The sequence below is a fragment of the Variovorax sp. 38R genome (assembly GCF_014843395.1).
In the GTDB taxonomy this organism is placed as follows: domain Bacteria; phylum Pseudomonadota; class Gammaproteobacteria; order Burkholderiales; family Burkholderiaceae_C; genus Variovorax; species Variovorax paradoxus_H.
This window is the reverse complement of record NZ_CP062121.1, coordinates 5,820,981-5,845,288: the sequence shown is the minus strand read 5'-3', so window position 1 is coordinate 5,845,288 and position 24,308 is coordinate 5,820,981. Positions and strand designations below refer to the sequence as shown.

At 68.9% G+C, this 24,308-nt stretch carries 24 protein-coding genes, 1 pseudogene and 1 riboswitch; of the genes and pseudogenes, 15 read left to right on the top strand and 10 right to left on the bottom strand.

From position 1 onward, the window contains the following. Positions 1-16 precede the first annotated feature (16 nt). Positions 17-841: an HAD-IIB family hydrolase gene (locus IG196_RS27105; protein ID WP_101491265.1), complete on the bottom strand. Its 825-nt coding sequence runs from the start codon at positions 839-841 to the stop codon at positions 17-19. 264 nt (positions 842-1,105) lie between these two features. Here IG196_RS27105 and IG196_RS27100 point away from each other — a divergent pair. From IG196_RS27100 to IG196_RS27080, 5 genes and pseudogenes are all read left to right on the top strand, one after another. Next, positions 1,106-1,954 (top strand): annotated as a pseudogene (locus IG196_RS27100) (ATP-binding cassette domain-containing protein); the annotation flags it as partial. Between the two features lie 8 nt (positions 1,955-1,962). After that, positions 1,963-2,805 carry an ABC transporter permease gene (locus IG196_RS27095; protein ID WP_192193782.1) on the top strand — a complete coding sequence of 281 codons (843 nt, stop codon included), beginning with the start codon at positions 1,963-1,965 and terminating at the stop codon, positions 2,803-2,805. Positions 2,806-2,890: 85 nt separating this feature from the next. Continuing rightward, positions 2,891-4,081 (top strand): hypothetical protein, encoded by a 1,191-nt coding sequence (locus IG196_RS27090; protein ID WP_225616818.1) that lies wholly within the window; start codon positions 2,891-2,893, stop codon positions 4,079-4,081. Then, a complete protein-coding gene (locus tag IG196_RS27085) occupies positions 4,078-5,118 on the top strand; it encodes a DNA methyltransferase (RefSeq protein WP_192193781.1) in 1,041 nt (346 codons plus the stop codon). Before IG196_RS27090 ends, IG196_RS27085 begins: the two co-directional genes overlap by 4 nt. A gap of 184 nt (positions 5,119-5,302) precedes the next feature. Next, positions 5,303-6,106, top strand: a complete 804-nt coding sequence (locus IG196_RS27080) for an ABC transporter permease (protein WP_192193780.1) — start codon at positions 5,303-5,305, stop codon at positions 6,104-6,106. A 29-nt stretch (positions 6,107-6,135) separates the two neighbouring features. Here the strand turns inward: IG196_RS27080 and IG196_RS27075 are convergent, their stop codons facing one another. From IG196_RS27075 to phaP, 6 genes are all read right to left on the bottom strand, one after another. Then, positions 6,136-7,764, bottom strand: coding sequence for a peptide chain release factor 3 (locus IG196_RS27075; RefSeq protein ID WP_153281938.1), 1,629 nt, complete (start codon positions 7,762-7,764; stop codon positions 6,136-6,138). A gap of 76 nt (positions 7,765-7,840) precedes the next feature. Then, a complete protein-coding gene (locus tag IG196_RS27070) occupies positions 7,841-8,440 on the bottom strand; it encodes a GNAT family N-acetyltransferase (protein ID WP_192193779.1) in 600 nt (199 codons plus the stop codon). 19 nt (positions 8,441-8,459) lie between these two features. Continuing rightward, positions 8,460-9,515: an alpha/beta fold hydrolase gene (locus tag IG196_RS27065; RefSeq protein WP_192193778.1), complete on the bottom strand. Its 1,056-nt coding sequence runs from the start codon at positions 9,513-9,515 to the stop codon at positions 8,460-8,462. Next, positions 9,512-9,949 carry a hypothetical protein gene (locus tag IG196_RS27060; RefSeq protein WP_192193777.1) on the bottom strand — a complete coding sequence of 146 codons (438 nt, stop codon included), beginning with the start codon at positions 9,947-9,949 and terminating at the stop codon, positions 9,512-9,514. The genes IG196_RS27065 and IG196_RS27060 overlap by 4 nt, the downstream gene beginning before the upstream one ends. A gap of 41 nt (positions 9,950-9,990) precedes the next feature. Further along, the gene (locus IG196_RS27055) at positions 9,991-10,920 is read right to left on the bottom strand and encodes an alpha/beta fold hydrolase (protein WP_192193776.1); all 930 of its coding nucleotides are present in this window, start codon (positions 10,918-10,920) and stop codon (positions 9,991-9,993) included. A gap of 22 nt (positions 10,921-10,942) precedes the next feature. Continuing rightward, the gene (gene phaP, locus IG196_RS27050) at positions 10,943-11,440 is read right to left on the bottom strand and encodes a TIGR01841 family phasin (RefSeq protein ID WP_192193775.1); all 498 of its coding nucleotides are present in this window, start codon (positions 11,438-11,440) and stop codon (positions 10,943-10,945) included. A 241-nt stretch (positions 11,441-11,681) separates the two neighbouring features. Further along, positions 11,682-11,750: riboswitch (S-adenosyl-L-homocysteine riboswitch) on the top strand. Between the two features lie 65 nt (positions 11,751-11,815). Between phaP and ahcY the strand changes: the two genes are divergently transcribed. Genes ahcY through IG196_RS27030 form a run of 4 tightly spaced genes read left to right on the top strand, consistent with a single transcriptional unit; the run spans position 11,816 to position 15,619 of the window. Beyond that, positions 11,816-13,255, top strand: a complete 1,440-nt coding sequence (gene ahcY, locus IG196_RS27045) for an adenosylhomocysteinase (protein WP_192193774.1) — start codon at positions 11,816-11,818, stop codon at positions 13,253-13,255. A gap of 6 nt (positions 13,256-13,261) precedes the next feature. Then, entirely contained in the window at positions 13,262-14,098 is an 837-nt protein-coding gene (locus tag IG196_RS27040; RefSeq protein WP_192193773.1) for a TlyA family RNA methyltransferase, read from the top strand. Positions 14,099-14,108: 10 nt separating this feature from the next. Continuing rightward, the gene (gene metF / locus IG196_RS27035) at positions 14,109-14,933 is read left to right on the top strand and encodes a methylenetetrahydrofolate reductase [NAD(P)H] (protein ID WP_192193772.1); all 825 of its coding nucleotides are present in this window, start codon (positions 14,109-14,111) and stop codon (positions 14,931-14,933) included. A gap of 53 nt (positions 14,934-14,986) precedes the next feature. After that, a complete protein-coding gene (locus IG196_RS27030) occupies positions 14,987-15,619 on the top strand; it encodes a septal ring lytic transglycosylase RlpA family protein (RefSeq protein ID WP_192193771.1) in 633 nt (210 codons plus the stop codon). Between the two features lie 10 nt (positions 15,620-15,629). On the opposite strand, the gene IG196_RS27025 is transcribed toward IG196_RS27030, so the two are convergent. Beyond that, entirely contained in the window at positions 15,630-16,598 is a 969-nt protein-coding gene (locus IG196_RS27025; protein WP_192193770.1) for a 23S rRNA (adenine(2030)-N(6))-methyltransferase RlmJ, read from the bottom strand. A gap of 187 nt (positions 16,599-16,785) precedes the next feature. Between IG196_RS27025 and IG196_RS27020 the strand changes: the two genes are divergently transcribed. From IG196_RS27020 to mdtD, 6 genes are all read left to right on the top strand, one after another. Continuing rightward, complete coding sequence (locus IG196_RS27020; protein ID WP_192193769.1) at positions 16,786-17,370, top strand: hypothetical protein; 585 nt, start codon at positions 16,786-16,788, stop codon at positions 17,368-17,370. Then, positions 17,367-18,617 carry a S1C family serine protease gene (locus tag IG196_RS27015; protein WP_192193768.1) on the top strand — a complete coding sequence of 417 codons (1,251 nt, stop codon included), beginning with the start codon at positions 17,367-17,369 and terminating at the stop codon, positions 18,615-18,617. Before IG196_RS27020 ends, IG196_RS27015 begins: the two co-directional genes overlap by 4 nt. Before the next feature lie 207 nt (positions 18,618-18,824). Beyond that, positions 18,825-19,256, top strand: a complete 432-nt coding sequence (gene rplM / locus IG196_RS27010; RefSeq protein ID WP_056577471.1) for a 50S ribosomal protein L13 — start codon at positions 18,825-18,827, stop codon at positions 19,254-19,256. Between the two features lie 12 nt (positions 19,257-19,268). Then, entirely contained in the window at positions 19,269-19,661 is a 393-nt protein-coding gene (gene rpsI / locus IG196_RS27005; protein WP_056577474.1) for a 30S ribosomal protein S9, read from the top strand. A 197-nt stretch (positions 19,662-19,858) separates the two neighbouring features. After that, positions 19,859-20,224 (top strand): iron-sulfur cluster insertion protein ErpA, encoded by a 366-nt coding sequence (gene erpA, locus IG196_RS27000; RefSeq protein ID WP_056577477.1) that lies wholly within the window; start codon positions 19,859-19,861, stop codon positions 20,222-20,224. A 94-nt stretch (positions 20,225-20,318) separates the two neighbouring features. After that, positions 20,319-21,752 (top strand): multidrug transporter subunit MdtD, encoded by a 1,434-nt coding sequence (gene mdtD / locus IG196_RS26995; RefSeq protein ID WP_192193767.1) that lies wholly within the window; start codon positions 20,319-20,321, stop codon positions 21,750-21,752. 6 nt (positions 21,753-21,758) lie between these two features. On the opposite strand, the gene IG196_RS26990 is transcribed toward mdtD, so the two are convergent. Both IG196_RS26990 and IG196_RS26985 read right to left on the bottom strand, forming a co-directional pair. Further along, entirely contained in the window at positions 21,759-22,907 is a 1,149-nt protein-coding gene (locus IG196_RS26990) for an anhydro-N-acetylmuramic acid kinase (RefSeq protein ID WP_192193766.1), read from the bottom strand. 17 nt (positions 22,908-22,924) lie between these two features. Then, on the bottom strand, positions 22,925-24,271 hold the full coding sequence (locus IG196_RS26985; RefSeq protein ID WP_192193765.1) for a M23 family metallopeptidase: 1,347 nt from the start codon (positions 24,269-24,271) through the stop codon (positions 22,925-22,927). Positions 24,272-24,308 lie beyond the last annotated feature (37 nt).

The window sequence follows — 24,308 nt, the reverse complement described above, 5'->3', positions numbered from 1 at the left end:
TGGAAGAAGGCGCTGCTCAGCGCGCCGACAGCACCGCGTGCGCAGCCTCGGCGAACCCCGCGCCGCGCTCGCCCTGCGTCACATAGCGCGGCAGGTGCTCCAGCTGCGGCACGAAGCGCGCGACGTTCGCCACCCCGATGCTGTGCGCGAAGCTGCGGAACATCAGCTGGTCGTTGGTGGAGTCGCCCACGTAGGCCCAGCGGTCCATTTCGTCGTCGAGCGTGCGGCCCCAGAGCTCGCGCACGATCCAGCGCGCGCCTTCGAGCTTGTCGTTGTCGCCGTACCAGCCGTTGATGTGGATGCTGCTCACGGTGGCGTGCATGCCTTCGCCGCGCATCAGCGCGACCACGCGCGCGATGGTGTCGTCGTCGAGCGTCACGAACTCGCTGTGGTCGATCGCGATGTCGGTCTCGCGCCCGGGCGAGTCGGTGGCGCGGCCGGCGCCGGGAATCTCGCGCTCGATGCGCGCCAGCACGGCCTGCATGCGCGCGAAGTTGGCGGCGCGCGTGGCGGCGTCCTGCTGGTAGCGCTTCTCGACGCCGCCGTCGGCCGCAGGCCGCAGCGCCACCGCACCGTTCTCGGCCACGATGGCATCGACCGGCCAGCTGTTCACGAAAGGCAGGCTCCAGCCCACGGGCCGGCCGGTGATGGCCACCACCGCGAGGCCCGCGGCCTTCAGGTCGGCCAGCGCCTTCAGCGCGTCGGGCGTGATCGCGCCGTCGGTGGTGAGCGTGTCGTCGATGTCGGTGAACACGCCGGTCAGCGCCGCGCGCGCGTCGGCGGGCCAGCGTGCGAGCGGCAGCAGGTGGTGGGGCGAGGCGGGCAGGGGAGGCGAAGACATCGAAGACATGGGGCTGGATTCTCGGGAGGGCCCGTGATCGTACCGGCGCTTTCGTGTAGCATCCCGCCCCCGCCGCGCTTTCAGGGCCGGCGCGGCGCTCCGCTTCTTTCTCTCACCATGCCTCACATCCTCGTCGACCACCTCCGCAAGACCTACAAGGTGTCCGAGCGCGACCCCGGTCTGCGCGGGGCGCTGCGCGGTCTGCTGCAGCGCCGCCATCGCACGGTGGAGGCGCTGTCGGACGTGTCGTTCGCGCTGGAGCGCGGCGAGCTGCTGGGCTTCATCGGGCCGAACGGTGCGGGCAAGTCGACCACCATCAAGATCCTCTCGGGCATCCTGCGGCCCGACGGCGGGCGCGTGGAAGTCGACGGCCGCGACCCCTTTGCCGACCGCGAGCGGCACGTGGCGCGCATCGGCGTGGTCTTCGGCCAGCGCACGCAGCTGTGGTGGGACCTGCCCGTGGGCGACGGTTTCGACCTGCTGCGCGACATCTACCGCGTCGATCCGCAGCGCTACCGCCGCACACGCGACGAGCTGGTCGCGCTGCTGCACCTGGAGCGCGTGCTCGACCAGCCGGTGCGCCAGCTTTCGCTGGGCCAGCGCATGCGCGCCGAGATTGCGGCGGCGCTGCTGCACGAGCCCGACATCCTGTTTCTCGATGAACCGACCATCGGCCTCGATGCGCCCTCGAAGCTCGCCGTGCGCGACTTCGTGCGGCGCGCCAACCGCGAGCGCGGCACCACCGTGCTGCTGACCACGCACGACATGCACGACATCGAGGCCCTGGCCCAGCGCGTGATCGTCATCGGCCACGGCCGCGTGCTGGCCGACAGCCCCGTCGAGGCGCTGCGCGCGCAGGTGCTGGCCGAGCGCCGGCTGGTGGTCGATTTCGCACAAGACGCCACGCTGCCCGCGCACGTCGACGGCGCCACCGTGCACTCGCGCGACGGCCAGACGCTGGTGCTCGACTTCGACCCCAAGCAGACCCCCGCGCCCGCGCTCATCGCCCGCATCGCCGGCGCGCACGCCGTGGAAGACATCCGCCTCGAAGGCCTCGCGATCGAAGCCGTCATCGCGCGCTTCTACGCCATGCACGGAGCGGCCGAGGCGTGAGGCCGGCCATGGGCCCGCGCGACCTCGCCCGGCCGTATGTCGCGGCGTTCGTCTCGCGCTTCTTGCAGATGCTGCAGTACCGCACGGCGGCGCTTGCGGGCTTCGCCACGCAGTGCTGGTGGGGCGGCATCAAGGTGATGGTGTTCGCCGCGTTCTACAGCGGCAGCGCCATCGCGGGCGCGGCCTCGTCGATGTCGCTGGCCCAGGCCATCACCTACACCTGGCTCGCGCAAGGCCTGCTCGTGCTGATGCCGTGGCTCGGCGACCCCGAAGTGGCGCAGGCTGCGCGCACCGGCGCGGTGGCCTACGACCGGCTGCGCCCGGTGGACGCCTACGCGCTGTGGTTCGCGCGCACCGCAGGATGGATCGCTGCGCGCCTGCTGCCGCGCGTGGCGCTGATGGCGGCCTTCGCGGCGGTCGCGCTGCCGCTGATGGGGCTGGGCGACTGGGCCTGGCAGCTGCCTGCGAGCGCGTTGGCCGGCGCGGCGTTCCTGCTGTCGGTGGTGCTCGGCCTGTTGCTCTCGACCGCGATGGTGATGCTGCTCAACGTGGCGACCACGGCAGCGCTCAACGAGCGCGGCATCCAGGCGGTGGCGACGCCCGTGGTCATCGTGTTCTCGGGCAACCTGCTGCCGCTGGCGCTGCTGCCCGACGCCTGGCAGACCGCGCTGCTGGTGCAGCCGCTGGCCGGGCTGATCGACATTCCGGCGCGGCTGTACTTCGGGCAGCTGAGCGGCTGGCATGCGCTGGTCGGCCTGGGGCTGCAGTGCTTCTGGATCGTCGCGCTGGTCGCGTTCGGGCGGCTGACGATGGGGCGCACGATGCGCAGTCTGCAGGTGCAAGGTGGCTAGGGTGACGGGCGTGCGCAGGGGACCGCTTCAACCAGCAGAGGCAGCGCTGTCGTATGGTGGCGGCTGCGACAACCCCGCTCCTGCCATGCGCCCCGTCATTCCCGTTGAAGCCGACGCGCAAACGTCCCTCGTTACGCGGACCGTGACCTGCGCGATCGACCAGATCGCCGTCGCCGACCTGCCGCGCAGCGCGAGCTCCCCGCTCTTCGAGCGCCTTCGCCGGTCCGTGCGCGGGGTGACCCTTCGCACGCCGCCGTCGAACGAGGCCGCGCGCTGGCACACACACACGATCGGCGGCATTGAGCGACGCTTTGCGTTGCCCATTACGTTCACGCCGTATGCATCCGTGAAGCCTTGTTCGGCACGCTGCGGCTTCTGCTCGGAAAACCTGCGCAAGAACGAGGGCGGAACGTCGGCGTCCCGACTGCGTCCGGCGCCCGATTACTTCGACGGCCTCTCGCGCGCGCTGCGTGCGCTGCGCGGCGTGCCGCTGTCGTGGTCGCTCTCGGGCCTGGAAACGAGCGACGACGCCGACTGGATGCTTCGGCTGTTCCACACGCTGGCCGCGAGCGAAGGCGAGGGCCCGGTGGTCGAAGACCGCGTGCTCTATACCAACGGCGCCGGCTTCGCCGGACCGCAGGGCGACGTGCTGCGGCGCGCGCTGACACGCTTCGGCATGAGCTGGCTGGAGCTGTCCCGCCATCACCACGAGGGCGCGGTCAACCAGGCCATCATGCGATTCAGGCCCGAGGTGGCCATCGGCGACCAGACGGTGTTCGAACGCACCGCGCGCCAGCTCGCCGATGCGGTGGCGCTGCGGTTCGTGTGCATCCTCCAGCGCGGCGGTGTCGCGCAGCCGCCGGACGTGGCTGCGTACCTCGCGTGGGCACGGCAATGCGGCGCCGGCACCGTCGTCTTCCGCGAGTTCTCGCGGCTCGACGACGGCTATCGCGACAACGCCACCGCGCGCTATCTGCGCGCGCAGCGGGTCTCGATGGACGCGCTGCTGACGGCCTGCCTCGACGACCCCGACATCTCGCGCGGGTGGGCCCTCGAAAGCCTCACCGAGGGCTACTACTTCTGGAACCTGCGCCTGCGCACCGACAACGGCCTGACGGTCGTCTTCGAAAGCGCCGACTACGGGGCCATGCACGCGCGCCACGCGACCGGCGACGTCTACAAGCTCGTCTACTTTGCCGACGGCCAGCTCTGCGCCGGCTGGGAGCCGGGGCACGACGTGTTGCTCGACACGCGCACCGCACAGGCTGGCCCATGACCAGTCACAGCTGGCTGAAGCTCGACCATGAATCGCTGCACTACCGGCTGCCGGACGACCTGCGCGCGCGCGACCCGATGGGCGGGCGCGATTGCGGGTGGGTCGAGCAGATGCTGCCCTTCGTGCGCCGGTTCTCGCAGCCGGGCGACACGGTGTTCGACCCCTTCGCCGGCTTCGGCACGACGCTGCTCGCGGCGCGCCTCGAAGACCGACAGGCCCTGGGTTGCGAAGTCGATGCCGGCCGCATCGACCTCGTCCGCGAGCGGCTGGCACGCCACGGCGTCGCACACGGCACGACGCTCCTGCACGCCTCGTGCGATGCGCTCGAAGACGCCGCGCTCCCGCTCTTCGACCTGTGCCTGACGAACGTGCCCTACTTCGGTTGCCGCTGGACCGGCGCGCAGGCAGCGTCCCAGCTCTACGGCAGCCCGAGCTATGCGCAGCACCTCGATGGCCTGCGCAACGTCTTCCACCGCGTCCGCGCCGGATTGCGCGAGGGCGGCGCCTGCATCGCGATGGTGGAGAACCTCCGGATCGGCGATCGCGTGCTGCCGCTGGCCTTCGATCTCGCGCGCATCCTGGGTTCGCTCTTCGCGATGGAAGAAGAGCGCGTGCTGGTCTATCCGCACGACACGGAAGACAACGACGCCGATGCCCGCACCGACCGGCGCCACGAACACGCGCTGGTCTTTCGCAAGCAGCGCGAGCGCATCGACCTGCCAGCCACCGCCGCGCTGCTCGATGCCATGCGCGCAGAAGGCCACGCCTTCACGCTGTTCGGCAGCTTCGCGCGCTGGCAGCAGGACCCGCAAGGCCCGCCGCCCGCAGACGCCGACATCCGCGTCGACGCCGACCCGCAGCGCCTGGACACCTTGCTGCGATGGCTGCGCGCGCAGGGCTTCTCGGTGACGAGCTGGGGCGACCCGGTCACCGTGCCTCTTCACCTCGACAGCTACTGCGGCCGCTTCTACTTCCGAGCCGATCGCATCGATGCCCGCGGCGCATTGATCCGGCTGGACATCTGCTACGAGCAATGAGTGGCATGACGCAATCCGCACAGCGGTGGATCGACCGGCACCACGACCGCACTCAGTGTGCGCAGGACACTGGGTGCTTCCCGCAGCGAAATCAAGGAGGAGGGCGAAGCCCGGGGGACATTCGCGGAGGGAAGTACCCGGTGGCCTGTGCACGCGCCCTGAACAGCGGCGAAGGCAACTGAAGATGGGCGCACTTCCCCTTTTCTTCCGCCTCATGGCCGCCTCCATCAGCGGCCAGGCCAGATACCCCGCATCGGCTTTGCTGCTCACCATCGGCCAGTTCCTCGGCACCGGCATCGAGGTGGTCGCCGTCTGGGCGCTGTTCCATCGCTTCGGCGAAGTGCAAGGCTGGGGCATCGGCGAGGTCGCGCTGTTCTATGGCCTCGTGAACTGCATGTTCGCCCTCGCCGACGCGCTGGGTCGTGGCTTCGACGTGCTGGGCACCGAGTTCCTGCGCACCGGCACCTTCGACCGGTTGCTGCTGCGCCCACGCCCGCTCGCATTGCAGCTCATGGGCCACGACGTGCGCATCAGCCGCCTCGGCCGCCTGCTGCAGGGCGTGCTCGTGCTGGCCTTCGCGACCGTGCAGGCCGACATCGCGTGGACCCCAAGTGCCGTGGCCGTCGCGCTGTTCGCGATGGCCGGCGGCATCGCGCTGTTCCTCGGCATCCTGGTGTTGCAGGGCACGCTGTCGTTCTGGACCGTCGAGAGCCTGGAGATTGCCAACGTGCTCACCTACGGCGGCGTGCAGGCGGCGCAGTACCCGCTGGCGCTCTATGCGCAGTGGTTCCGCCGTGTGCTGACTTTCATCGTGCCGCTGGCCTGCGTGGCGTACTACCCGGTGCTGGCGATCCTGGGCAAACCCGACCCGCTGGGCGCGCCGGCCTGGGTGGGGTGGGTGTCGCCGCTCGCGGGCTTCGTGTTCCTCGCGGCGGCGTTCGGTGCGTGGCGCATCGGGCTGCGCCACTACACCTCGTCGGGCAGCTGACGCGCCCGACGATCGATCCGATCAATCGATCAGCCCGCGCTCTGCAGCGCCAGCCCCGCGTGCTCGCGCAGCGGATGGAAGTGGATCTTCGGAAAACGCTCCTGCGCCAGCCGCACGTCGTAGGGCGAGGTGCACAGGAAGGCCAGCGTGTCGGCCGCGTCCTTGGCCATGCGCACCGGGTACGCGTGGACGAACTCGCGCAGCTCGGCCGGGGTGTCGGCCGTGATCCAGCGCGCGCCCGTGTACTGGCAACCTTCGAGCCGCACATCGGCGTCGTACTCGGCCTTCAGGCGGTGCTGCACCACTTCGAACTGCAGCTGGCCGACCGCGCCCAGCAGCATCGGGCCGCCGACCTCGGGGCGGAAGACCTGGATCGCGCCTTCTTCGCCGAGCTGGGCCAGGCCCTGCTGCAGCTGCTTGGTGCGCAGCGGGTTCTTCAGGATCACGGTCATGAACAGCTCGGGCGCGAAGAAGGGCAGCCCGGTGAATTGCAGGTTCGCACCGTCGGTGATGGTGTCGCCCAGCTGCACGCCGCCGTGCGTGGTGAAGCCCACGATGTCGCCGGCGTAGGCCTCTTCGACCGCTTCGCGGCGCTGGCTCATGAAGGTCACGACGCTGGTGGGGCGCAGCTCCTTCGACGTGCGCTGCACCTTGAGCTTCATGCCCGGCGTGTACTTGCCCGAGGCCATGCGCACGAAGGCGATGCGGTCGCGGTGGTTGGCGTCCATGTTGGCCTGCACCTTGAAGACCACGCCTGCGAAGTCCTTGTCCTCGGGCTGGATCTCTTTCACCACCGGCTGGCGGTTGACCAGCGTGGTGCTGGTGCGCGACTGCGGTTGCGGCGCCAGGTCGACCAGCGCGTCGAGCACTTCCATCACGCCAAAGTTGTTCACGCCCGAGCCGAAGAACACGGGCGTCTGCTTGCCCGCCAGGAAGGCCTCGCGGTCCCAGGTGGGGGAGGCGCCGGTGGCGAGCTCCATGCTTTCCATGGCGTGCTCGAAGTCGGCGCCGAAGCGCTTCGTCAGCGTGTCGCGCTCGCTCAGCGGGATGGTCTCGAAGTCGTGCGGCAGCCGCTCGCTGCCCGACTCGAACACCGTCATCGCCTGCGTGCGCAGGTTCATGATGCCGCGGAAGCTCTTGCCCTGGCCCACGGGCCAGGTCATGGGCACGCAGGGCATGCCGAGTTCGCGCTCCACCTCGTCCAGGATGTCCAGCGGCTCGCGCACTTCCCGGTCCATCTTGTTGACGAAGGTGATGATGGGCGTGTCGCGCTGGCGGCAGACCTCGATCAGCCGGCGCGTCTGCGCTTCCACGCCGTTGGCCGCGTCGATCACCATCAGCGCCGAGTCGACGGCGGTGAGCACGCGGTAGGTGTCTTCCGAGAAGTCCTTGTGGCCAGGGGTGTCGAGCAGGTTGATCACGTGCTCGCGGTACACCATCTGCATCACCGACGAGGCCACCGAGATGCCGCGCTGCTTCTCGATTTCCATCCAGTCGGAGGTGGCGTGGCGCGAGGCCTTGCGGGCCTTCACCGAGCCGGCGATCTGGATCGCGCCCGAGAACAGCAGCAGTTTTTCGGTCAGCGTGGTCTTGCCGGCGTCAGGGTGGGAAATGATCGCGAAGGTGCGACGGCGGCGGGTTTCGGCAAGAAAAGACAAGGTGGGCAATCTGCAGGGGAATCCCCCGATTTTAGGAGGCCGCCCCGCCAACCCCCTCAATCCCCCGCCGATGGGCCTAAAACGCCTCCGTCACCCCGTACGCCCGCATCTGCGCCTCGACCTGCGCCGCGTCCTGGCTCAGCACCACGAGGTCGTGCGCCTTGCCCTCGCGATCTTTCACGTGCCGCGTCAGCAGGGCCTCGGGCCGGAAGCCCAGGGCCTGGAAGACGGCGATGGCGCCGCGCTGGTCGACGGTCATCTGGGCGACGATCTTTTCGTGTCCGTGCGCAAAGGCCAGCGCGCAGCCTTCCTGCGCCAGCTGCTGGCCCAGGCCGCCGCCGCGCAGCGTGGGTGAGGCCAGCACGCGCAGCTCGGCGACGTGGCCCGACCACGAGTGCGGGTCGCGGATGACGGCGGCGCAGCCCAGCACGGCGCCGTCGCGCACGGCGAGCACGCTGTCGATGTCGCCGCGCTCGATGGCGCGGACCCAGGCGGCCATCACCTTGGGCTCGGTGATGTCGCGCGGCAGAAAGAGCAGGTCGTGCGCCGGCAGCGCCTGCGCGAAGGCCAGCACGGCGGGCGCGTCGGCGCCGGTCATGAGGCGCAGGGCGATGTCGCCGTCCGCGTGGGCGACGGTGCGCGGGTAGGTGCGGGAAGAAGAGGCGGTCATGGGCATGAGGTGAGGGTTGTGTTCGTCAGATGGAGCGCACGCCCAGCCACTCGTCGAGCTTGGGCCACAGCCGCCGCACGGCGTTGGTGCCGGCCGCCAGGCTGACGTGGCCGCCCTTGAGCACCACCTCTTCCTTGTCGGTGGAGCCGATGCCGGCGATCAGCGGCTGCCCCGCCTCGTAGGGCACGATGTGGTCGTGCTGCGCCAGCGCGTGCAGCACCGGCACGGTGATGTTCTTCAGCAGCACCTTGCGCCCGCCGAGCACCAGCTCGCCCTTGTGCAGCTTGTTGTCCCACATGAGCTCTTTCACGGTCTGGCGGAAGTACTCGCCGGCCAGCGGCAGCATCTCGGCGCCCCAGCGGTCGAACATGCGGTACGACTTGACGAACTCGTCGTTGGCCATGTTGTCCCACAGCTGCACCAGCCCGGCGCCGCGCCCGGCGGGGCGCAGCATGTCGAAGGAGGCGAACAGCATCTCGGGCGGCACGTTGCCGACGGTGTCGATGAGGCGGTCGACGTCGAAGTACCGCCGATCGGACCACGCATGGAACAGCGTCATGCGGCTGAAGTCGATCGGCGTGGTGAAGAGCGCCAGGTTCTTCATCGGACCATCGGGATGCAGCGCCGCGTACAGCGTGGAAAGCACGCCGCCCATGCAGTAGCCGGCGAGGGTGACGTCTTCTTCGCCCGAGTCTTCCTGCACGCGGCGGATCGAGTCGGGAATGAAGTCGAGCACGTAGTCTTCGATGCGCAGGCGCTTCTCGTCGGGGCGCGGCGCGTTCCAGTCCATCACGTAGACGTCGTAGCCCTTGAGCAGCAGGTACTCGACCATGCTCTGGCCCGGCGCGAGGTCGAAGATGTAGGCGCGGTTGGTGGTGGCCATCACCATCAGCACCGGCACGCGGTAGATCTCGTCGACCATCGGGCGGTAGTGGTACAGGCTCAGCGTGCCGCGCCGGTGGATCTCGTCCTTGGGCGTGAGGCCGACGGCGGGCGCGGTCGAGGTGAGGAAGTCCAGCCCCTTGATGTTGCGCTGGATCGTGCGCTCGATCTCGCCGCGGATGTCGGGCAGCGCGCTCATGGGCGGCGCTTTCCGGCGGGGCGTTTTTTCGGGGCGGCAGCTTTAACAGGTGTGACCGGCGCCGCCGCGGGCGGCTGCTTGGTGCGACGTGGCCGGGGCGGTGCAGTGGCGGCATCGGCGGTCCGCGCTGCGGGGCCGGCCCCGCCTTCCAGCGCGCGGCGGATGCCCGCCAGGTGGTCGTCGATGCGGTGCAGCTGCTCGCCCAATGCCTGCAGGTCGCCGCGCGTCGGCAGGTTCAGCAGCGTCAGGTAGCGCGCCATCAGGTCGCCCAGCGCCTTCTGCGCGGTGAGCGAGGCGTTCATGCCGCCGTGCATGCCCTGTCGGAACGGGTCCGACGCCATGGTTTCGTTGGCGAATTCGTTGGTGCTTTTTTCCCACTGCGCCGTGAGCTCGCGCCACATCGCCATGGGATCGAGGGACGGAAATTGGCTCATGAAAAACACCTCCGTCTGGGTTTGTCGTTGTCTCTTTTTCTTCAGTGATCGTCGCGTCGCGCCGCCTGCGCGGTGTGCGCCACGATGGCCTCGGTGATCTGCGGCCACATCGACATCGGCAGCGCGTGCCCCATGCGCGGAATGCGCAGCAGCTTCGCGCCGGGAATGGCCTCGGCCACGTCGATGCCGCAGGCCACGGGCACCAGCGGATCGACGTCGCCGTGGATCACCAGCGTGGGCACCTGCACCGCGCGCAGCGCCGGCTTGCGGTTGCCCGACGCGAACACCGCCGCCAACTGCCGCGCCACGCCGCCCGGGTTGAGGCCGCGCAGAAAGGCGAGCTGCGCACGCCCGGCATCGCGTGCCTCGTCGAGCGGAAAAGCGTCGGGCCCGCGCAGCACGCGCCACACCTTGGCGTGGTGCGGCAGGTAGGCCTCGAAGCTGGTGGGCGTGGGCGCGAACAGCACCGCCAGCGCCTCGGGCGTGGGCGGCGGCAGGGCCGGGTCGCCGGTGCTCGACATGATGCTGGTGAGCGAACGCATCCGCTCCGGGTGGTGGATGGCCATCTCCTGCCCGATGGCGCCGCCCATCGACGCACCCACGATGTGGGCGCGCGCGATGCCCAGCGCGTCGAGCAGCCCGGCGCAGTCGTCGGCCATGTCGCGCAGCGTGTAGGGCACCTGCAGCGGCCGGCCCGCCATGGCCTGCAGCATCAGCGCCTGGATGTCGGGCACGCCGGCGTGCGGCAGGTGCGTGGAGTGGCCGATGTCGCGGTTGTCGAAGCGGATCACGTGGTGGCCGCCGGCCTGCGCCAGGCCGGCGCAGAACGCGTCGTCCCAGGCGACCATCTGGGCGCCGAGGCCCATGACCAGCAGCAGCGGCGGCGCCTCGGGGTCGCCGAAGCTGTCCCAGGCCAGGTCGATGCCGTTGGCGCGGGTGCGCCGTTCGGTGCGGGGTGGGACGGCGGTCATGTGGCCCGCGGTTTTCGTTGCGTTACTTGCGCTGCAGCAGCTTCGTGACCTCGTCCACGTTGGCCTGGATGCGCTGGCGCACCACGTCGAAGGCATCGGCCTGCGACTTGGCGGCCAGGGTGGCCAGTTCCTTGATGTCGTCGACGGCGCGCTGGAACGACTGGCGGCCCAGCTCGTCGAGCTTGGCCAGGTTTTCCTTCGGGTCCTTGCCCGGCATCGCCTTGGCGGCGGTCTGCCATTCGCCGATGGCCGTCTTGATCATCTCGGTCTGTCGCTGCACCACGGTCTGCAGGCCCTGGTAGGACTTCTCGTTGGCCTGCATCAGCGCCTGCAGGTCCTTGCGGCCGCTGTCGAGCAGCTTGCCGGCGCCGCCGGTGAGGTTCAGGTTCTGCAGGCGCTCGGCCATGCCCTTGAGGTTCTTCATCGGATCGAGCATGTCCGCGGCGGACGGCGCCGCCTGCTTTGCGCCGGCGCTGCTGGCGGTGGTTTTGTTCGCGGCGGCTTTCTTGGCAGTGGCCATGGTGCGGAATCTCCTGTGTCGGGTGATGAAAACAATCGAACGGGTGGATGCAGGCAGCGGCCGGGCGGCCGGGGCCCGCCGCCACGATACGCCGGGCCGGCGCGGCCGAGGGCGGTCGAAGCGCGGATTTGCCTGCGGAGTTTCCCGAGGTGGCCCATGCGACGCTGAAGCCGCCCGCGCTTTCCGTGATGTGGGATGCCCCGGTCGATTGGCGGGCGGAACGGCCGCGACTACAATCCGGCGCTCCGAGGAGCGTTGCAGCGCCGTCAGGCGTGAGGCTCGGACCACATCGCAACCACGCTCATCCGCTGTTCTCGCGGTGAGTTTTTCTTCCCCGTACGCAGTGGCATCTTTCAAACCAGTTTTGGAGTTCTCATGAGCGCTGTACTCAAGCCCACCCCCGTCTCGACCGCCGACCAGGCGATTGCCGACCTGTCCCTTGCCGCCTGGGGCCGCAAGGAAATCCGCATCGCCGAAACCGAGATGCCCGGCCTCATGGCCATCCGTGAAGAGTTCTCGAAGGGCCAGGCGCTCAAGGGCGCGCGCATCACGGGCTCGCTGCACATGACCATCCAGACGGCCGTGCTCATCGAGACGCTGCAAGCCCTGGGCGCCGAAGTGCGCTGGGCCTCGTGCAACATCTTCTCGACGCAGGACCACGCCGCCGCCGCCATTGCCGCCGCCGGCACGCCGGTGTTCGCCATCAAGGGCGAGTCGCTGACCGACTACTGGGACTACACCCACGCCATCTTCGACTTCGGCCCCAAGGGTTCGAAGGGCGAAGGCCCGAACATGATCCTGGACGACGGCGGCGACGCCACGTTGCTCATGCACCTGGGCCAGCGCGCCGAGAAGGATCTGGGCGTGCTCGCCAATCCGACCAGCGAAGAAGAACGCATTCTTTACGCCGCCATCAAGGCCAAGCTGGCCGTGGACGACACCTGGTACACCCGCAAGTCCGCTGAAATCATCGGCGTGACCGAAGAGACGACCACCGGCGTGCACCGCCTGAACGAGATGAGCGCCAAGGGCACGCTGCTGTTCCGCGCCATCAACGTGAACGACTCGGTCACCAAGAGCAAGTTCGACAACCTGTACGGTTGCCGCGAATCGCTGGTCGACGGCATCAAGCGCGCGACCGACGTGATGATCGCCGGCAAGGTGGCCTGCGTGGCCGGCTACGGCGACGTGGGCAAGGGCTCGGCCCAGGCCCTGCGCGCCCTGAGCGCCCAGGTGTGGGTGACTGAAATCGACCCGATCAACGCCCTGCAGGCCGCGATGGAAGGCTACAAGGTCGTGACCATGGAGTACGCCGCCGACAAGGCCGACATCTTCGTGACCACCACCGGCAACAAGGACGTCATCACGCACGACACGATGGCGAAGATGAAGGACCAGGCCATCGTCTGCAACATCGGCCACTTCGACAACGAGATCGATGTCGCGTCGATCGAGAAGTACGAGTGGGAAGAAATCAAGCCGCAGGTCGACCACATCACCTTTCCGGACGGCAAGAAGATCATCCTGCTGGCCAAGGGCCGCCTCGTGAACCTGGGCTGCGGCACGGGCCACCCGAGCTTCGTGATGTCGTCGTCGTTCGCCAACCAGACCATCGCCCAGATCGAGCTGTTCACCAAGCCCGACGCGTACCAGGTGGGCAAGGTCTACGTGCTGCCCAAGCACCTGGACGAGAAGGTCGCGCGCCTGCACCTGAAGAAGGTCGGCGCCATGCTCACCGAGCTGACCGACGCGCAAGCCGCCTACATCGGCGTGAGCAAGAACGGCCCGTACAAGCCCGACACGTACCGCTATTAAGCGTCCATGCGCGCTGATCAACTGTTGGTAGAACGCGGCATGGCCGCGTCGCGTTCGCAAGCCGTCCGGCTCATCGCCGGCGGCATGCGCTGGCGTGATGCGGGCACGAGCGACGCGTGGCGAAATGTCGTCAAGAACAAGGACGAAGTGCCCGAGTCGGCCGAGCTCGAGCTCGCCGACGCCGCCGAGGCACGCTACGTGTCGCGCGGCGGCCTCAAGCTCGAAGGTGCGCTGGCGGTCAGCGGCGTGGACCCGACGGGCAAGCTGTGCCTGGACGTGGGCCAGTCGACCGGCGGCTTCACCGACTGCCTGTTGCAGCACGGTGCCGCCAAGGTGGTGGGCATCGATGTGGGCCACGGGCAGCTGCATCCGCGCATGCGCGAAGACGAACGCGTGGTCGCCATCGAAGGCGTCAATGCGCGGGCGTTGTCGCCGGCCGATCTGCAGGTGGACGAGGGCGATGACGAAGACGCCGAAGTGGGCGAGGTCGCCGAAGTGGTCGAAGCCCCGCCCGAGCCGCGCTTCGACCTCATCGTCGGCGACCTGTCGTTCATCTCGCTCACGCTGGTGCTGCCGGCCGTGGTGCAGTTCCTGTCCGACGACGGCCAGTTGCTGATGCTGGTCAAGCCGCAGTTCGAACTGCAGCCCGGCCAGGTTGGCAAGGGCGGCATCGTGCGCGACGAAGCGATGTACGCGGTGGTCGAGAAGCGCCTGCACGACGCCTGCGCGGCGCTCGATCTGAAGGTGCTGCGCTGGTTCGAGAGCCCGATCGCCGGGGGCGACGGCAACCGCGAGTTTTTCATTCACGCCGTTCGTGCTGCCAAGGCCGGCGACGGTTCCTAAGGAGACGCAGGTGCGCCTTCCGCTGAGTTTCGAATTCTTCCCGACCAAGACGCCCGAAGGCGCGGTCAAGCTGCGCGCCGTGCGCCAGCAGCTCTATGTGCGCAAGCCGCAGTTCTGCTCGGTCACCTACGGCGCGGGCGGCTCCACGCACCAGGGCACCTTCGGTGCGGTGCAGGAGATCCTGGCCGAGGGCGTGGATGCCGCCAGCCACTTCTCGTGCATCGGCGCCACGCGCGCCACGGTGCGCGAGCAGCTGGCCGAGCTGAAGGCCATGGGCGTGAAGCGCCTCGTCGCACTGCGCGGCGACCTGCCCAGCGGCTACGGCATCGGTGGCGAGTTCCAGTACGCGAGCGACCTGGTCGCCTTCATCCGCGAAGAGACCGGCCGCGACTTCCACATCGAGGTGGCCTGCTACCCCGAGATTCATCCGCAGGCGCGCTCGCCCGAAGCCGACCTGCAGGCCTTCGCCACCAAGATGAAGGCGGGGGCCGACTCGGCCATCACGCAGTATTTCTTCAGCCCCGAGGCCTACTTCCGCTTCGTCGACGACGCGCGCAAGCTGGGGCTCGACACGCCGATCGTGCCGGGCATCATGCCCATCACGAGTTCGACGCAGCTCATGCGTTTCTCGGACGCCTGCGGCGCCGAGATTCCGCGCTGGATTCGCCTGCGGCTGCAGGGCTTCGGCGACGACACGGCCTCGATCAAGGCCTTCGGCCTGGACGTGGTGACCGACCTGTGCGCGCGCCTGCAAGAGGGTGGCGCACCCGCGATCCACTTCTACACGATGAACCAGTCGGCGGCCACGCTGGCCATCCTGGAGCGCCTGGATTGAGAGGGCTGCGCGCGGTCGCCGTCGCGGTCTCCTGCGTGCTCGCAGGTTGCACCATGCCGCCTGCCACGCAGGACAAGGATGCGGACACCGCCGTCACACCGGCGGCGTCCGGCAAGCGGCTGCAGCCGCTCGGACGCGGCCTGGCCGTGCCGCCCGGTGCCGCCCCGCGCTCGGCCGTGCCGTCGGTGCGCTACGACCTCGCGGTGTCGGGCACCGGCGAGTCGCTCGACGATGGCGTGCCCGGCGATGAGCCGCGCGAGATCTTCGAGCGCGGCGGCGCCTCGTGGTACGGGATCCAGTTTCATCAGCGCAAGACCGCCAACGGCGAGCGCTTCGACATGGGCGCCATGACAGCGGCCCACAAGACGCTGCCCTTCAACACGCGCGTGTGCGTGCGCAGCCTGGTCAACGGCAGCGAGGTGCTGGTGCGCGTCAACGACCGCGGGCCCTTCACGCCGGGCCGCATCATCGACCTGAGCCGCGCCGCGGCCGACCGCATCGGCCTCACGAGCATGGGCATCAAGCAGGTGGCGCTGTCGGTCATCGACCGCGAAGGCATGCGCTGCGGTGGCGAAGCCGTGGCGGCCGACGACCTGCAGGCTGCACCGGAGGCGCCGACCGCACGCGTTCGTGCGCCGGCACCTGCGCGCAAGCGGGCGGTCGTGCCGCCGCGCAAGCGCCGCTGAGCGGCCTGCCTTAGCCGCCGCTCTCGAGCGAGTAGGCGGCGTTGCGGTCTTGGGCCAGGCGTTCGGCCAGCTGCGGCAGCGCCTCGGCCAGCAGCGGCTTCAGCGTGTAGGGCGGGTTGATCAGGAACATCCCGCTCGCCGGCAGACCTGGGCGCTGTGTTTCGCCCGAGGCGGCGTCCTTCGTGATCTTGCTCGACTTGACGGTCAGCGTGGCGTGCAGCCACGGCTTGCCGGCCTTGGTTGCCATCGTCTTGAGGCGGCGCGGCAGGTCGTGCGCCTCGGGGCGCGGAATGATCGGGTACCAGACGGCATAGGTGCCCGTGGCGAAGCGCTTGAGCGCCTCGGCCGCGAAGTCGAGCACGCGGCCGTAGTCGGTCTTCATTTCGTAGCTCGGGTCCATCAGCACCAGCGCGCGGCGCGAAGGCGGCGGCAGGAACTTGGTGGCGCTGCCGAAGCCGTCTTCGGTCAACACGGCGATCTGCCGGCCGGCTTCGAGCTGCGCGATGTTGGCGCCGAGCGTGCGCGAATCGGTCGGGTGCAGCTCGAACAGCTTGAGCTTGTCGTGGTCGCGCAGCAGGTGCTGCACGATGAACGGCGAGCCGGGGTAGACGCGGGCGCCGCCCTTGGGGTTGAAGTCGTGGATCACGCTGAGGTAGCGCGCGATGGCTTCGGCGACCGGCTTTTCTTCAGCGGGCGCTGCCGCTTTCTTGCCAGCCGATTTCGCGGCCGGAGCGCCTGGCGCAGGCGTGGCGGCCGCTTTGGTCGCCTCGGGGAAGAAGCGCAGCACGCCGTCGGCCGCTTCGCCGCTGGTGCCGGCGTAGTCGCCGTCGAGCCGGTACAGGCCGGCGCCGGCGTGGGTGTCGACGACGGTCAGCGCGGCGTCTTTTTCAAGCAGGTGGTCGAGGGTGGCAATCAGGACCGTGTGCTTGAGCACGTCGGCGTGGTTGCCGGCATGGAACGCGTGGCGGTAACTGAACATGGAATGAGGCCTGAAAAAGTGAAAAGGGGAGCGCTAGACTCGCGCGGCGCTACATTGATTTACAAAACACAACGAGGGGCAGCAAATGCGAGGAGCCGGATGGCGATTTTGGGGCCTGTGCGTCGGCGCGGGCGTTTTGTCTATTTTGACGGGCTGCGCCTCGGTCACGCACGGGACGACCCAGAACGTGAAGTTCGAGACCCTGTCGCCCGAGGGCAAGGTCGTCGACGGCGCCCGCTGCCAGGTCTCCAACGACCGCAATGATGCCGTGGTGCGCTCCGGCCAGACCCTGCCGGTGCGGCGCTCGGGCGAGAACCTGAGCATCGAATGCACCCAGGCCGGCCTGCCGCCGGCCCGCGGCCAGGCGATTTCGCGCGTCAACGTGGGCCTGGTCGGCAACGTGATGATCGGCGGCCTGATCGGCGTGGCGATCGACACCGGCACCGGGGCGGGCTTCAACTACCCGAGCTGGATCCGGCTGATCTTCGGCGAGGTGCGCAGTTTCGACCGCACCGCGCAGACCGGCGACGAGGCGACGGTCGGCATGAAGATCGGCACGACTGAGCTGGCGGCCGCGCCGGCGCCGAAGACGGCCGCGGCGCCTGTGCCCGGGCCCGCTCCCGCGCCGGCCGCGGTGGCGCCTCCGCCTCCTCCTCCCGTGGCGGTCGCACCGGCCGCTCCAGCGCGTCCCGCGCCAGCCGCGCCGTCCGCTGCGCCCGACGCCCGGGTCTCGATGGACGACCTGCGCGGCCTGCTGCCTGCCAAGCCGTGAAGCCGATCTGGACGAACCCCGCGCCGTGGCTGTGTGCCGCGGGTGCCTTGCTGGCCGCCGGCCACGCCGCCGCGCTGGAGCCCGACGCCCTGTTCGCCAAGCTGTCGGGCAGCGTCTGGGCCGTGCGCACCTTCGACGCGCAGGAGCGCCCGCTGCGCGCCGGCAGCGCCGTGGTGATCGCACCCGGTCGCCTCGTCACCAACTGCCACGTGCTGGCCAAGGCCAGCAATTTCGTGGTCAAGCGCGACAACGTCACCTACGGCGCCACGCTCGAGTACCCGGACCCGGGGCGCGACCTGTGCCAGATCAAGGTCGCCAACTTCACGGCCCCGCCGGTGGCGATGGCGCCAGCGGGCGGTGCGCGCGTCGGCCAGCGCGTGTACGCCATCGGCAACCCGCGCGGGCTGGAAAACACGCTGAGCGAAGGCCTGTTGTCGGGCTTGCGCGGCGGCGACGGCGAGGCCCGGCTGCTGCAGACCACGGCCGCCATCGCCCCCGGGTCGAGCGGCGGCGGGCTGTTCGACAGTGAAGGTCGCCTGCTGGGCATCACCACTTTTGCCGCCCGCGACGGCGGCAACCTGAATTTCGCGATGCCGGCCGAGTTCCTGGCGGAACTGCCGGCCCGCGCCCAGGCGCAGCTGGCGGCACGGGCCAACGAACCCGAAGGCGCTGCCCGCCGCCGCGTCGGCGTGGCGCTGGCGGAGCCGCTGCGCGCCGGTGACGCGCTCGAATACGTGCGCACCGACCGGCTGACGGGCAATCGCACGCCGGTGATCTACCGGGTGGACCGGGTCCAGGGCGACGAGGTGTCGTTCAACGCCGGCAGCCGGGTCGAGAAGGCCAATGGGCAGGTGGTGACCCTCACGTCGGCGGCCGGCGGTTTGTTCGACAGCGCATCACCGCCGGGCGGCTGGGCGCCGAAGGATGACCTCCAGCCGGGGATGCGCTGGCACCTGGACTATGTGGCCACCACAGACGATCGGCTGCGGCATGAACTCAACGCCTCGGTGGGCGCCGAACACACGGCGCGCGTGGATGGTGTGGAGCTCAATGTGGTACGTATCAGCTATGACGGCTGGATCTACGTCTCTTATGGCACCGGCGCTTCACCCGTGGGCACGCCGTTCAAGGCAACCGTCTTGTATAGCCCCGACCTGAGGCGGATCGTCAACTTCGAGGCCATGTACCGACGCGGTTATGCCGCCGTGACCAGCGAGACCCTGGAACTCGTCCGCATCCAGCGTTGAGGCCTCCCGAAGCCCGGAAATTGGCCGTTTGCCCATTTCTTCATATAATCGCGGGCTTCGCAGCGTTTTTGTAGCCCCGCGGCGAAGGCATGTTTACCTGCTCATCACTGGGCGGGCAGGCGTGCAAACCCACCTAAGAGATTCCCATCAGAGGAACGCCGACCGTGGAAAAGGGCTCGCCAAACCCTCTTTTGAAGAGAAAAACTCATGACCAAAACGTTCAGCGCCAAGCCCGCTGACGTGACGCACGAGTGGTTTGTGATTGACGCGACCGACAAGGTCCTCGGACGAGTAGCCAGCGAAGTTGCTCTCCGTTTGCGCGGCAAACACAAGGCCATTTACACGCCTCACGTCGATACCGGTGACTACATCGTCATCATCAACGCCGCGCAACTGCGCGTCACCGGCGCCAAGTCGATCGACAAGGTGTACTACCGTCACTCGGGCTACCCGGGCGGTATCACGGCGACGAACTTCCGCGACATGCAGAACAAGTTCCCGGGCCGTGCCCTGGAAAAGGCTGTCAAGGGCATGCTGCCCAAGGGCCCGCTTGGTTACGCGATGATCAAGAAACTCAAGGTGTACGGTGGCGCTGAGCACCCGCATACCGCCCAACAGCCCAAAGTGCTGGAACTGTAAGGAGCCTTGAGAATGATTGGTGAATGGAACAATGGCACCGGCCGTCGCAAATCCAGCGTCGCCCGTGTGTTTCTGAAAAAAGGCACCGGCAAGATCACGGTCAACGGCAAGGACATCCAAGCGTTCTTCGGCCGTGAAACCTCGATCATGATCGCCAAGCAGCCCCTGGCGCTGACCAACAACCTCGAAGCTTTCGATGTGATGGTCAACGTGAATGGCGGCGGCGAATCGGGTCAAGCCGGCGCCACGCGCCACGGCATCACCCGTGCCCTGATCGACTACGACGCAACGCTCAAGCCCGTCCTGAGCCAAGCCGGCTTCGTGACGCGTGACGCGCGTGAAGTCGAGCGTAAGAAGGTCGGTCTGCACTCCGCCCGTCGCCGCAAGCAGTTCAGCAAGCGCTGATCCCCTGCTCGTTGCGAGACAAGAAGCCGCCCTCGGGCGGCTTTTTCGTGGCCGCGTTCCCCAGGTGCCCTTGGCGGATGCGGCGTTCGACCCCACTTTCGATGGGTGCTCGCCACAGTCGGCCTGCCGAAAATGCGGCATTGCAGTAGCATTCGTCCCATTGGCCGCCACAGCGGCCCCCCAAGGAGTTTCACCCCATGAGCGCTGTTGCCGAAAACATCCAGACCCAGATGCCCGAGCCGATCGTCTTCACGGACAGCGCGGCCGCCAAGGTCGCCGATCTGATCGCCGAAGAAGGCAATCCCGACCTGAAGCTGCGCGTGTTCGTGCAGGGTGGCGGGTGCTCGGGCTTCCAGTACGGTTTCACCTTCGACGAGATCACCAACGAAGACGACACCACCATGACCAAGAACGGTGTGTCGCTGCTGATCGACGCCATGAGCTACCAGTACCTGCTCGGCGCCGAGATCGACTACAAGGAAGACCTGCAGGGCGCCCAGTTCGTCATCAAGAACCCGAACGCCACCAGCACCTGCGGCTGCGGCTCCAGCTTCTCGGCCTGATGCCTGGATGCTGCTGACCAGCCCCCTCGAAAAAGCCGCCTCCGGGCGGCTTTTTGCTGCCTGTCGCTTTTCCATCTGAATCCGCGCCTTCACGATGAGCTCTGAAACTGCCGTCCCCGTCGACCCGTCCCGCAAGAGCCTGCTGTGGCTCGTGGCCGTCGGCTTTTTCATGCAGACGCTCGACGCCACCATCATCAACACCGCGCTGCCCGCGATGGCCGCCAGCCTGGGCGAGAGCCCGCTGCGCATGCAGTCGGTGGTGGTGGCCTACGCGCTCACGATGGCGATGCTGATCCCGGCCTCGGGCTGGATCGCCGACCGCTTCGGCACGCGGCGCATCTTCTTCTGCGCCATCGTGCTGTTCGCGGCCGGTTCGGTGCTGTGCGCGCTCTCGCAGGGGCTGGGGCAGCTCGTGGCGGCGCGGGTGGTGCAGGGCCTGGGCGGGGCGTTGCTGCTGCCTGTGGGGCGCCTGGCGCTGCTGCGCACGGTGCCGCGCGGCGAGTTCCTGCAGGCGATGAGCTTCGTGGCGATTCCGGGGCTCATCGGGCCGCTGCTGGGCCCCACGCTGGGCGGCTGGCTGGTGCAGTACGCCTCCTGGCACTGGATCTTCCTGATCAACGTGCCGGTGGGGCTGGCGGGCTGCATCGCCACACTGCGCTACATGCCCGACCTGCGCGGCGCCATCCAGAAGCGCTTCGACAGCGTGGGCTACGCGCTGCTGGCCTTCGGCATGGTGGCGATCTCGCTGGCGGTCGACGGCGTGTCGGGGCTCGGGCTGCGCCAGGGCGGGGTGATGGCCGTGCTGATCTTCGGCTTCGCCGCCGTGGTCGCCTACTGGCTGCGCGCGGCGCGCACGCCCGAACCGCTGTTCTCGCCCGCCCTGTTCGGCATTCCGACGCTGAGCATCGGCCTGCTCGGCAACCTGTTCTCGCGCCTGGGCAGCAGCTGCATGCCCTTCCTGGTGCCGCTGCTGCTGCAGGTGTCGATGGGCTACTCGCCGGTGCGCGCCGGGCTGATGATGCTGCCGGTCGCGCTGGCCGGCATGGCGATGAAGCGCTTTGCCACGCCGCTGATCACGCGCCATGGCTACCGCCGCGTGCTGGTGGCCAACACGGTGCTGGTCGGCTGCACCATGGCCAGCTTCGGCCTCACGGCGCCGGGGCAGCCGGTGGCGCTGCACCTGCTGCAGCTGCTGGTGTTCGGCGCGGTCAACTCGCTGCAGTTCACGGCCATGAACACGATCACCCTGAAGGACCTCGACGGCGGCATGGCCAGCAGCGGCAACAGCCTGCTGTCGATGGTGCAGATGCTGGCGATGAGCCTGGGTGTGGCCGCGGCCGGCGCGGTGCTGGCGGGCTACAACGGCGTGTTCGGCACCACGACGCCGGTGCAGACGCTCGATGCGTTCCAGGCCACGTTCGCGACGATGGGGCTCATCACGGTGGCTTCGGCGTTGATCTTCTGGCATTTGCCCGCGGAAGTGCGGGCGGCGCAGCCTGCGCAGCCGGAAGTTTCCGGCCAGGGCTGACGCAATTCAGGCGGGGTAGATCGCGCCGAGCACCCGCGCCCCGCGCGCGCCGGTCACGCTCGCGAGGTTGCCGGGTTCGCGCCGGACGGTGCGCCGGGCCAGCCACGCGAAGGCGGCCGCCTCGACCTGCTGGGGCGGCAGGCCGTGTTCGGACGACGCCTGCACCTGCACGCCGGGCAGCAGGGCGCGCAGGCGAGCCATGAGGTGGTCGTTGAGTGCGCCGCCGCCGCAGACGATCAGCAAGGCGCTCTCTTTTTGATAGCTGTTCAGGGCCACCGCGCAGGTGCTCGCGGTCAGCTCGGCCAGCGTGGCTTGCACGTCGGCAGGCGCCCACGCGGCCGTGCCCAGATGGCCGGCCAGCCAGTCCGGATGGAATAAATCGCGCCCCGTGCTCTTCGGCGGTGCCTTGGCGAAATACGGTTCGGCCTGCAGCCGGGCGAGCAGCTCGGGCAGCACGCGCCCGCTGGCCGCCCACTGGCCGCCCCGGTCGAAGGGCTGGCCGAGGTGGCGCTGGCACCAGTGGTCCATCAGCGCGTTGGCGGGGCCGCAATCGAAGCCCAGCAGGGGCGCAGTGCCCGCCGGCGCGTTCGTGGCGGGCAGCAGGCTCAGGTTGGAGATGCCGCCGAGGTTCAGCACCGCGACGGGCGCGTCGGGCCGGGCGAACAGCGCCTGGTGAAAGGCCGGCACCAGCGGGGCGCCCTGGCCGCCGGCCGCGAGGTCGCGGCTGCGGAAGTCGGCGACCACGTCGATGCCGCTCAGTTCGGCCAGCAGCGAGGGGTTGTTGATCTGCAGCGTGTAGCCGGTGCCGTCGAAGTCGAGCGGCCGGTGGCGCACGGTCTGGCCGTGGGCGCCGATGGCGGTGACGGCTTTCGGGGCGGTGCCGGTGCTGGCCAGCAGCTGCGCGACCACGTCGGCATACACCCGCGCCAGGCCGTTGCCGGCCAGGGCGGCGCGGTGCAGTTCGTTGTCGCCGGGGGTGTTGAGCGCCATTAGCTCGGCGCGCAGCGGGGCGGGAAAGTCGGCGCTGGCATGGCCGATCACCGCGAGGTGGCCGTCGTCGGAAAAATCGGCAATGACGCCGTCGACCCCGTCGAGCGAGGTGCCCGACATCAGGCCGATGAAGCGTTGCTGCGGCTGCTGCGGTGCGGCGGCCATGCCCTGGGGAGCGAGGCTCAGTCGGCGCTGGCCTGGATCACCGAGAAGGCGGCTGCCAGCTCGGTGCGGGCGCCCACGGCGATGCGTTCGAAGGCCGGACGCAGGGCGGTGGTGATCGGCGCGCCGCCTTCTTGCGCGATCGTGGTCGGGTCCTGGTAGGCCCCGCCGACGCGGTATTCGAAGTGCAGGTGCGGGCCCGTGGCCCAGCCGGTCGAGCCGACGGCGCCGATGGTCTGGCCCTGGCTCACGCTCTCGCCGGCTTTTACGTTGATGCGGCTCAGGTGGGCGTAGGCCGTCTGCTGGTTGTTGCGGTGGTTGATGATGACGATGTTGCCGTAGCCGCTTTGCGTGCCGGCGAAATCGACCGTGCCATCGCCGACCGTGCGCACCGCGGTGCCCGTGGGCGCCGCGTAGTCGATGCCGTTGTGCTGGCGCCAGCTGTTCAAGATCGGGTGCATGCGCATCGCGAAGCCGCTGGACACGCGCGAGAACTCGACCGGCGTGGCCAAGTAGGCCTTGCGCAGGCTGTCGCCGTTCGGACGGTAGTAGCTGCCCTTCTGGCCCGCGCCCGGGGGCTGGAACCAGACCGCCTGATGAATCTTGCCGTTGTTCTCGAACTCGGCCGAGAGCACGCGGCCGCTGCGCAGCGCCTGGCCGTCGGCTTCGAAGGTCTCGTAGACCACGGCGAAGCGGTCGCCCTTGCGCAGCGAGCGCACGTCGACGTCGCCCGCGAAGATGTCGGCCAGCTGGCTCGCCACGGCGTCGGGAATGCGCGAGTCGTCGGTGGCGGCGAACAGCGAGCTGCGGATGATGCCGCTGGCCAGGCGCGTGCCCGGCGTCAGCATGTCGCGCTCGGTGCGGGCGACAAAACCGGTGGGCGTGCGCTCGACGACAAAACGCTTGAAGCCGCCGTCAGCATCAGGAATCCAGCGGGCGCTGAGCTTCTCGAGCTGGTTTTCCTGCGTGGCTTCGGCCGTCACGGTGCGGCCCACGCGCGCGAACAGCGCCATGCGCGCTTCGGCGTTGCCGCGCACGAAGGCGGTGGCGGCGGGGTCGGAAATGCCCAGGCGCTTCATCAGCCCCTCGGCCGTGTCGCTCGAACGCGAGACGTCGGTGCGGAACAGCGTGAAGCTGAAGTTCTCGAGCGACGCCGACTGGTCGGCGAAAGACACCGGCGCGGTGGCTTCGAGCACTTGCTGGATGGGGAGGTCGGACGCGTCGGGACCGAGCGAGGCGACCGCGAGGGTGCCGGCGCTGAGCAGCATCGCAGCGATCGCCGCGGTGATCTGCTTGGGGTACGTCCGGAATGTATAGGCCACGCGAGAAGCGAGAAGCTCCTCGGCGGCAAGAATGCCGTTGATCAAACTGTGGATTCCAACTCAGGTTCTGCAGGTCCGTGCT

Bases quoted from the DNA above. Each gene is read 5' to 3' on its own strand.
- IG196_RS27105 (WP_101491265.1), bottom strand. From the start codon at position 841: ATGTCTTCGCCTCCCCTGCCCGCCTCGCCCCACCACCTGCTGCCGCTC.
- IG196_RS27095 (WP_192193782.1), top strand. From the start codon at position 1,963: ATGGGCCCGCGCGACCTCGCCCGGCCGTATGTCGCGGCGTTCGTCTCG.
- IG196_RS27090 (WP_225616818.1), top strand. From the start codon at position 2,891: ATGCGCCCCGTCATTCCCGTTGAAGCCGACGCGCAAACGTCCCTCGTT.
- IG196_RS27085 (WP_192193781.1), top strand. From the start codon at position 4,078: ATGACCAGTCACAGCTGGCTGAAGCTCGACCATGAATCGCTGCACTAC.
- IG196_RS27080 (WP_192193780.1), top strand. From the start codon at position 5,303: ATGGGCGCACTTCCCCTTTTCTTCCGCCTCATGGCCGCCTCCATCAGC.
- IG196_RS27070 (WP_192193779.1), bottom strand. From the start codon at position 8,440: ATGCCCATGACCGCCTCTTCTTCCCGCACCTACCCGCGCACCGTCGCC.
- IG196_RS27065 (WP_192193778.1), bottom strand. From the start codon at position 9,515: ATGAGCGCGCTGCCCGACATCCGCGGCGAGATCGAGCGCACGATCCAG.
- IG196_RS27060 (WP_192193777.1), bottom strand. From the start codon at position 9,949: ATGAGCCAATTTCCGTCCCTCGATCCCATGGCGATGTGGCGCGAGCTC.
- IG196_RS27055 (WP_192193776.1), bottom strand. From the start codon at position 10,920: ATGACCGCCGTCCCACCCCGCACCGAACGGCGCACCCGCGCCAACGGC.
- phaP (WP_192193775.1), bottom strand. From the start codon at position 11,440: ATGGCCACTGCCAAGAAAGCCGCCGCGAACAAAACCACCGCCAGCAGC.
- ahcY (WP_192193774.1), top strand. From the start codon at position 11,816: ATGAGCGCTGTACTCAAGCCCACCCCCGTCTCGACCGCCGACCAGGCG.
- IG196_RS27040 (WP_192193773.1), top strand. From the start codon at position 13,262: ATGCGCGCTGATCAACTGTTGGTAGAACGCGGCATGGCCGCGTCGCGT.
- IG196_RS27030 (WP_192193771.1), top strand. From the start codon at position 14,987: ATGCCGCCTGCCACGCAGGACAAGGATGCGGACACCGCCGTCACACCG.
- IG196_RS27025 (WP_192193770.1), bottom strand. From the start codon at position 16,598: ATGTTCAGTTACCGCCACGCGTTCCATGCCGGCAACCACGCCGACGTG.
- rplM (WP_056577471.1), top strand. From the start codon at position 18,825: ATGACCAAAACGTTCAGCGCCAAGCCCGCTGACGTGACGCACGAGTGG.
- rpsI (WP_056577474.1), top strand. From the start codon at position 19,269: ATGATTGGTGAATGGAACAATGGCACCGGCCGTCGCAAATCCAGCGTC.
- erpA (WP_056577477.1), top strand. From the start codon at position 19,859: ATGAGCGCTGTTGCCGAAAACATCCAGACCCAGATGCCCGAGCCGATC.
- mdtD (WP_192193767.1), top strand. From the start codon at position 20,319: ATGAGCTCTGAAACTGCCGTCCCCGTCGACCCGTCCCGCAAGAGCCTG.
- IG196_RS26990 (WP_192193766.1), bottom strand. From the start codon at position 22,907: ATGGCCGCCGCACCGCAGCAGCCGCAGCAACGCTTCATCGGCCTGATG.